The sequence below is a fragment of the Thermus composti genome, assembly GCF_014647535.1.
GTDB classification, from domain to species: domain Bacteria; phylum Deinococcota; class Deinococci; order Deinococcales; family Thermaceae; genus Thermus; species Thermus composti.
In genome coordinates this window covers 1-6,979 of sequence record NZ_BMPJ01000047.1, presented here as the reverse complement: position 1 = coordinate 6,979, position 6,979 = coordinate 1, and the positions used below count along the sequence as shown (strand labels likewise).

The following is a 6,979-nucleotide window of genomic DNA, read 5'->3' as shown; positions in this document are numbered from 1 at the left end:
AAAGGCCAGGGGTTGGTTCAGGGCCCGGTAGAGGGTGTCGTGGGCGAAGTCCTGGCCCTCGGCCATGGCCGGGGCGGAGGTGTTGATGGGGCTTTGGGCTAAAGCTTCTAGGGCGCGCAGGAGAGGTTGTGGAATCCTCTTCATCGGGCCTCCCTAGTGACCGGTTGCTTTCCCGACAGGGAAACACCAAGAGGCCCATTCTACTTGGGAAACCAGAAGCGCATAAGTCCAGCTTTGGGCAAAACACCCCTTCGTCCCCGATCCCCGCAAGAGAGGGGGCACCCCTTGGCGTGTACCCCCCTCTCCCGGGGTTCCGGAAACAAGCCCTCACCGCCTGGGGTCCAGGAGGTCCCTGAGCCCGTCCCCTAGGAGGTTGAAGCCCAAGACGCCCAGGGAGAGGGCAAGGCCCGGCACCAGGGCGGGCCAGGGGGAGAGGGGCAGGAAGCTTTGGGCCTCCCGGAGCATCCGCCCGAGGCTCGGGTCCGGGGGCTGGACCCCAAGCCCCAGGTAGGAGAGGGCGGCCTCGGCAAGCAGGGCGGCGGCGAAGGCCAGGCTTGCCTGGACCAGAAGGGGCCCCAGGAGGTTGGGGAGGAGGTGGCGGAAGAGGATCCGGCCCGGCCCCGCCCCCAAGGCGAGGGCCGCCTCCACGAAGGGGGCGCTTTTCAGGCTTAGGGCGCCGGCCCGGGCCACCCGGAAAAAAGCAGGGGCCATGGAAAGCCCCACGGCCAGCATGCTGCTCAAGGCCCCGGGGCCCAAAAGGGCGGCGAAGAGGAGGGCGAGGAGGAGGCCGGGAAGGGCGTAAAGGGTTTCCGTGAGGAGGCCTAAAGCCCCGTCCCAGAGCCGGCCCCCGTAGCCCGCCAGGAGGCCCAGGGGGACGCCCAGGCCAAAGCCCACCGCCACGGCGAGGCCCCCCACCCAGAGGGCGTTTCTCGCCCCGTGGAGGACCCGGGCCAGGAGGTCGCGGCCTAGGGGGTCCGTGCCCAGGGGATGGTCCGGGGAGGGGGGGCTTAGGCGGCGGAGGAAGTCGGGGGCGTTGGGGTCCACGGGGTAGAAGAAGGAGGCCAGGGCCAGGAGGAGGAAAACCCCTACCAGAAGGCTTCCCCAAAGGAGGCTTTTACGCATACTCCACCCGCGGGTCCAAGAGGCTGTAGAGGAGGTCCACCAGGAGGTTGAAGAGGACGATGAGGGCCGCCATGGCCAAGACGAGGCCCTGGAGGAGGGGGTAGTCGCGGGCCTCGAGGGCGGTGAGGGCCAGGCTCCCGAGGCCGGGCAGGGCGAAGACCGCCTCCACCACCACCGCCCCCGTGAGGAGGAACCCCCCCTCCAGGCCCAAGACGGTGACCAGAGGGAGGCTTGCGGGCCTCAGGGCGTGCTTGAGGAGGACCCAGGCCTCGGGCACCCCCTTGGCCCGGGCGGTGCGGATGTAGTCCTGGGAGAGGACCTCCAGAAGGCTTCCCCGGGCCATGCGGAAGAGGACGGCGGCCCGGGCCAGGGCCAGGGTGAGGGCGGGGAGGAGGAGGTGGCGCAAGGCCTCCCCCGGGCTTTGCCAGCCGGGGAAGCCGCTTGCCGGAAGGAGGGGCAGATGGACCGCGAAGAGGTAGAGGAGGACCACCCCCAGGAAAAAGGTGGGGAGGGACTGGAGGAAGGCCATGAGGCCGCTTAGGGCCAGGTCCCAAAGGGGAAAGCGCACCGCCAGGAGGGCCAGGGGGAGGGCTAGAAGGAGCGCCCCCCCAAGCCCCAGGAGGACCAGGAAGAGGGAAAGGGGAAGCCTCTCCCCCAAAAGCTCGGCCACCGGCTTGCCGTAGCGGAGGGACTCCCCCAGGTCCAGCCGCAAAAGGCCAAGGAGCCAGTCCAGGTAGCGGACCCCGGGGGGCTTGTCCAAGCCCAGGGCCCGCTCCAAGGCGGCCCGGGCCTCCGGGGAAGCCTCGAGGCCCAGGATGGCCTGCACCGGGTCCCCAGGCAAAAGGAGGGCGAAGGCGAAGACCAGGCTGGCCGCAAGCCACAGGGTGACGAAGGCGAGGAGGAGGCGCCGCAGGAGATAAGGGATCATCGGGCCAGGTAGACCCGGGTCACGTTAAGGCTCGGGGTGGGCTGGTTGGACCACCAGCCCATCACCTCCTTGCGCATGGCGGCCAGGTAAGGGGCGTTCATCACCCAGAGGTTCACCGCATCCTGGGCGAGAACCCTTTGCATCTCCTTCATGGTCTCGCAGGCCCGCTGGGGGTCGGGGGTGCGGAGGTAGCGGGCGTAGAGCTCCCGGAAGCGGGGGGAGGCATAGCGGAAGTAGTAGTTGGGGTTGGCGTAGATCCCGATGTCGTTGGGCTCGGAGTGGCCGATGATGGTCATCTGGTAGTCAGCCCCGCGGAAGACCCGGGAAAGCCAGGTGGCCCACTCCACCACCTCCAGCCGCGCCTGGACCCCGATCTGGGCCAGCTGGGCGGCGATGGCCTCGCCGAGCCGCCTTTCGTAGGGGTAAGGGGCGGCCAGGGTGAAGGTGAAGCGCAAGGGGTTGCCCGGCCCGTACCCCGCCTCCTGCAAAAGGGCCCGGGCCCTTGTGGGGTCATAGGGGTAGAAGCCGGAGAGGTCCACGTAGCAGCTCTCCCCGGGGGAGCGGTGGCTGCCGATGGGGGTGCCGAAGCCCAGCATCACCCCCTCCACCAGGGCCTTCTTGTCCACGGCGTGCTGGATCGCCCGGCGCACCCGCACGTCGTTAAAGGGCGGGCGGCCGTTGTTCATCCCGGCGGTGATCTCCGTGGTGGTGAAGCCCGTGACCACCTTGAAGTTGGGGTCCCTCTGGAGCACGAGGGCCGTCTCCGGGCTCACCCCGAGGCCGATCACGTGGATGTCCCCGGCCCTCAAGGCGGCGAGCTGGGCGTTGGGGTCGGGGAGGAAGCGGAAGTAGACCCGGTCCAGGTAGGGCAGGCCCGCCTCGTAGTACCCCAGAAACCGCTCCAGCCGCACCCCCACGCCCCGCTCCCAGGCCACGAAGCGGAAGGGGCCGGTGCCGATGGGCTGGGTCTTCTGCTCCTCCACCCGGCCCTTGGGCCCGATGACCGAGTCGGGCCGGGCCAGGTTGAAGAGGAAGTCCTGGTTGGGCTGGCGGAGGTGGAAGACCACGGTGTAGGGGTCCTTGGCCTCCACCCTCTGGATGTCCTGGTAGTACTCGGGGTGGGTGTGGCCAGACCTGGGGTCCCGGGCCCGGTTGAACTTGAAGACCACGTCCTCGGCGGTGAAGGGGCTCCCGTCGTGGAAGCGGACCCCCTTCCGCAGGTAGAAGGTCCAGGTGAGGCTAGAGGGGCTCCCCTGCCAGCGCTCCGCCAAAGCGGGGACGATCTCCCCCTTCTCGTTCAGCTTCACCAGGCCCTGGAGGACGTTGTCGTAGAGCATGCGGGCGATCTCCTGGCTGGTGGAGGCCGTGGGGTCCAGCACAGGGGGCTCGGCCAGCACCGCCACCCTAAGCTCCCCGCCCCGGCTGGGGCCCGCCCCTTGGGCCAGGGCCATCCCGAAGACCAGCAACACCCCAAAGATCCCACGCTTCACAGATACCCCTCCTTCCCTATTCCAAGTAGAGCACGGCCAGGGCGGCGTAGACCCGGGCCGCCCGGACCACCTCCTCCACCTCCACCCACTCGTCCACCTGGTGGGGCAGGGTCTTCCCCCCGGGGCCCATGACCACCACGGGAAGCCCGGCCCAGGCCCGGAGGAAGGTGCCGTCCGTGGCCCCCGGCACCCCCCCGTGCTTTACGGGGAGCCCGAGAAGCCTTAGGGCTTCCTCGGCCGCCTGGACCAGGGGGTCCTCCTTGGGGGTCTCCACGGGGGGGCGGTCCTCCAGGACCTCCACCTCCACCCCGGCCATGCGACCGAGCTCCGCCACCAAGGCGGCGTGGTCCACGCCGGGCACCGTGCGCACGTCCAGGGCGAGCTCCGCCCGGGGCGGGAGGACGTTGAGCTGGCCCTCCCCGGCCGTGGCCAGGAAGCGGGTGGGGGTGAGGTAGGGAGGGCCCAGGTAGGGGTGGGAGAAGTCCCTCTGGAGGCGCTCCTCCAGGGCCTTTAGCTCCAGGACGAAGCGGGCCGCCTTGGGGATGGGGTTCTCCCCGGCGTAGGGCATGGCCCCGTGGGCCATCCTGCCCGGGAAGAGGAGCCTCAGGCGCAGGGCGCCCTTTTGCCAGAGGCAGACCTCCATCTCCTCGGGCTCGGCCACCAAGGCCCCGCGGAAACCCCGGGCCAGGCCCGCCCCCACGAAGGCCTTCACCCCCAGCATCATCTCCTCCTCGTCGGCCAAGGCGGCAAGGCGCAAAGGGTGCCTGGGCCGCCCCAGAACCCGCTTCACCGCCAGCATGGCCCCCACCAAAGCGGCGAGGCCCCCCTTCATGTCGCAGGCCCCGCGGCCGTAGAGCCTTCCCCCCTCCTCCACCGCCCCGTAGGGGGGGTAGCGCCAGAGGGCCTCGTCCCCCGGGGTGACCACGTCCGTGTGCCCCTCGAGGATCAGCCCCCCCTCTCCTTCCCCCAGGTCGGCCACCAGGTTGGGCCTACCCGGGGCCGCTTCCTGGAGGAAGGGCTTAAAGCCCCGCTCCTTGAGGTAGGCCTCCAGGAAGGCCACCACTTCCTTCTCCCCCGGCCCCGGGTAGTGGCTTGGGATCCGTACCAGGGCCTTGAGGAGGTCCAAAACCTCCTTTTCCGCCACCGCCTCGGCCGCCAGTAGCGCCTTTTCCATGGTTCTTAAAGGGGCGGGGTGAACCGCCCGTCCACCGCCGTCCAACCCCCGTCCACCAGGAAGAGGGTGCCCGTGACGTAGCTGGAAGCGGGGGCGGCTAGGAAGACCACGGCCATGGCCACCTCCTCGGGCTTTCCCCAGCGCAAGAGGGCGGTCTTCTCGGCGTAGGCCCGGTACCACTCGGGATGGGCCTTGATGGGCTCGGTAAGGGGGGTCTCTATGGGCCCGGGGGCGATGGCGTTGGCCCGCACCCCGTAGGGCCCGAGCTCCGCCGCCAGGGTGCGGACCAGCTGGAGGATCCCCGCCTTGGTGGCGGCGTAGACCCCCTGCCCCGGCTCCACCACCAGGGCGCGGATGGAGGCGAAGGCGATGAGGCTACCCGAGCCCCTTTCCCGCATAACCCTTCCCCCCGCCCGCAGGAGGCGCAGGGTGGCCTTGAGGTTCAGGTCCACCACCCGGTCCACCTCCTCGTCGGTGTAGGCCAAAAGGGGCTTGCGCACGTTGACCGCCGGGGTGGAGACCAGGGTGTCCAGCCGGCCAAAGCGCTCCAAGGTCCAGGCCACGGCCTCCTCAGCGGCCTCGGGGGCCATGAGGTCCAAGGGTTTCGCCTCCGCCTCCCCCCCGGCCCGGCGGATGGCCTTTAGCGCCTCCTCCAGGCCCCGCTCGTCCCGGTCCGCCAGGGCCACCCGGGCCCCGAAGGCCGCCAGGGCCTCGGCCGAGGCCCGGCCGATCCCCGAGGCCGCCCCCACCACCAAGGCCGCCTGGCCCGTGAGGTCCAGAAGTTCCCGGTAGTTGCCCATTTGCCTTAAGCCTACCCCGCAAGGCCCCGCCCTGGGAAGGGACAGGGTGTCGTCTAAAGGGAAGACACCTCGTCCAGGACCCTTTTCAGCGCCTCTACCCCGAAGGCCAGCTCCTCCTCCCCCACGGTGAGGGGCGGGGCGAGGAGGAGGACGTTGTGCTTGGCGAAGAGGTAGACACCTCTTTCCAGGAGAGCCTTGTGGAGGGCCTTCATAGCGGGGGAGGGGGGAGCGTGCCAGGGGGAGAGGGGCTCCTTAGTCCTGCAGTCCCGCACCAGCTCCACCCCGGAGAAGGCCCCCACCCCCCGCACCTCCCCTACCAGGGGGTGGGCCTCTAGGGGTTTAAGGAGGTCCCTCAGCACCGCCTCGAGGCGGTAGGCCCGGGCGAAAAGCCCCTCCTCCTGGTACGCCTCTAAGGCGGCAAGACCGGCGGCCACCGCCAGGGGGTGGCCGGAGTAGGTGTGCCCCGTGGGAAGGGGGGTGTCGTCGAAGCGCCGCGCCAGCCCCTCCCGCACCAGCACCCCGCCCAGGGGGACGCAGGCCGAGGCCACCCCCTTGGCAAAGGTGATGAGGTCCGGCACCACCCCGAAACGCTGGGCGGCAAAGGCCTCCCCTACCCGGCCGAAGCCGGTCATCACCTCGTCGAAGACCAGGAGGATCCCGTGGCGATCACAGATCTCCCGCACCCCCTCGAGGTAGCCCTCCGGGTAGACGATGACCCCGTTGGACCCCACCACCGGCTCCAGAAAGATGGCCGCCACCCGCCCCGGGTCCTCGTGGAGGAGGACCCGCTCCAGGTGCTCCAGGGCCCTTTGCGCCTCCTCCTTGGGGTCTTGGGTGTAAAAAGGGCTCCGGTAGGGATAGGGGGCGAAGAAGTGGACCACCCCGGGAATCGCAGGCTCAGCGGGGAAGCGGCGGTTCTCCCCGGTGAGGGCCGCCGCCCCGTGGGTGGCCCCGTGGAAGGAACGGTAGGCGGCAAGCACCTTGAAGCGCCCCGTGAGGTGGCGGACGAACTTCAAAGCGTCCTCGTTGGCCTCCGCCCCGGAAGGGGTGAAAAAGACCCTTCCCCCCTCGGGCCAAGGGGCGAGGTCGGAGAGGGCCTTGGCCAAAAGGGCCCGCTTGTCGTGGAAGAGGCTCGGGGCGGCGTAGGCCAGGGTGGCCGCTTGCTGGGCGATGGCCTGGACCAGGCGGGGGTGGGCGTGGCCCAGGTTCACCGCCACGAGGCCGCTGGAGAGGTCCAGATACCGGCGCCCTTCCGCGTCGTAGAGCCAGCTTCCTTCCCCCCGGACGAGGAGGGGCGGGTCCAGCTCCCTCTACGCCAACCAGGGGGTGAGGACGTGTCTCCGGTGCAGGGCTTTGAGGTCTACCACCGCTCCACCACCACCTTCCTTTGGGTGTAGAAGAGGAAGGCATCGGGCCCGTGGGGGTGGAGGTCGCCGAAGAAGGAGTCCTTCCAGCCGGAGAAGGG

Annotated in this window: 6 protein-coding genes and 1 pseudogene; all 7 read right to left on the bottom strand. The window is 69.9% G+C overall.

The features are described from left to right. Positions 1 to 144, bottom strand: a pseudogene (locus tag IEX93_RS11125) (IS701 family transposase); the annotation flags it as partial. A gap of 183 nt (positions 145 to 327) precedes the next feature. Continuing rightward, the gene (locus tag IEX93_RS11120; protein ID WP_188848256.1) at positions 328 to 1,122 is read right to left on the bottom strand and encodes an ABC transporter permease; all 795 of its coding nucleotides are present in this window, start codon (positions 1,120 to 1,122) and stop codon (positions 328 to 330) included. After that, positions 1,115 to 2,050 carry an ABC transporter permease gene (locus tag IEX93_RS11115; RefSeq protein ID WP_188848255.1) on the bottom strand — a complete coding sequence of 312 codons (936 nt, stop codon included), beginning with the start codon at positions 2,048 to 2,050 and terminating at the stop codon, positions 1,115 to 1,117. The genes IEX93_RS11120 and IEX93_RS11115 overlap by 8 nt, the downstream gene beginning before the upstream one ends. After that, entirely contained in the window at positions 2,047 to 3,501 is a 1,455-nt protein-coding gene (locus IEX93_RS11110; protein WP_188848257.1) for an ABC transporter substrate-binding protein, read from the bottom strand. The genes IEX93_RS11115 and IEX93_RS11110 overlap by 4 nt, the downstream gene beginning before the upstream one ends. Before the next feature lie 55 nt (positions 3,502 to 3,556). Beyond that, positions 3,557 to 4,714: a M20 family metallopeptidase gene (locus IEX93_RS11105; protein WP_188848254.1), complete on the bottom strand. Its 1,158-nt coding sequence runs from the start codon at positions 4,712 to 4,714 to the stop codon at positions 3,557 to 3,559. A gap of 5 nt (positions 4,715 to 4,719) precedes the next feature. After that, complete coding sequence (locus IEX93_RS11100; RefSeq protein ID WP_188848253.1) at positions 4,720 to 5,514, bottom strand: SDR family NAD(P)-dependent oxidoreductase; 795 nt, start codon at positions 5,512 to 5,514, stop codon at positions 4,720 to 4,722. Positions 5,515 to 5,567: 53 nt separating this feature from the next. Then, on the bottom strand, positions 5,568 to 6,818 hold the full coding sequence (locus IEX93_RS11095; protein ID WP_229906182.1) for an aminotransferase class III-fold pyridoxal phosphate-dependent enzyme: 1,251 nt from the start codon (positions 6,816 to 6,818) through the stop codon (positions 5,568 to 5,570). Positions 6,819 to 6,979 lie beyond the last annotated feature (161 nt).

Excerpts from the sequence above, each read along its gene's own strand:
- IEX93_RS11105 (WP_188848254.1), bottom strand. The coding sequence starts at position 4,714 with ATGGAAAAGGCGCTACTGGCGGCCGAGGCGGTGGCGGAAAAGGAGGTT.
- IEX93_RS11110 (WP_188848257.1), bottom strand. The coding sequence starts at position 3,501 with ATGGCCCTGGCCCAAGGGGCGGGCCCCAGCCGGGGCGGGGAGCTTAGG.
- IEX93_RS11120 (WP_188848256.1), bottom strand. The coding sequence starts at position 1,122 with ATGCGTAAAAGCCTCCTTTGGGGAAGCCTTCTGGTAGGGGTTTTCCTC.
- IEX93_RS11115 (WP_188848255.1), bottom strand. The coding sequence starts at position 2,050 with ATGATCCCTTATCTCCTGCGGCGCCTCCTCCTCGCCTTCGTCACCCTG.
- IEX93_RS11100 (WP_188848253.1), bottom strand. The coding sequence starts at position 5,514 with ATGGGCAACTACCGGGAACTTCTGGACCTCACGGGCCAGGCGGCCTTG.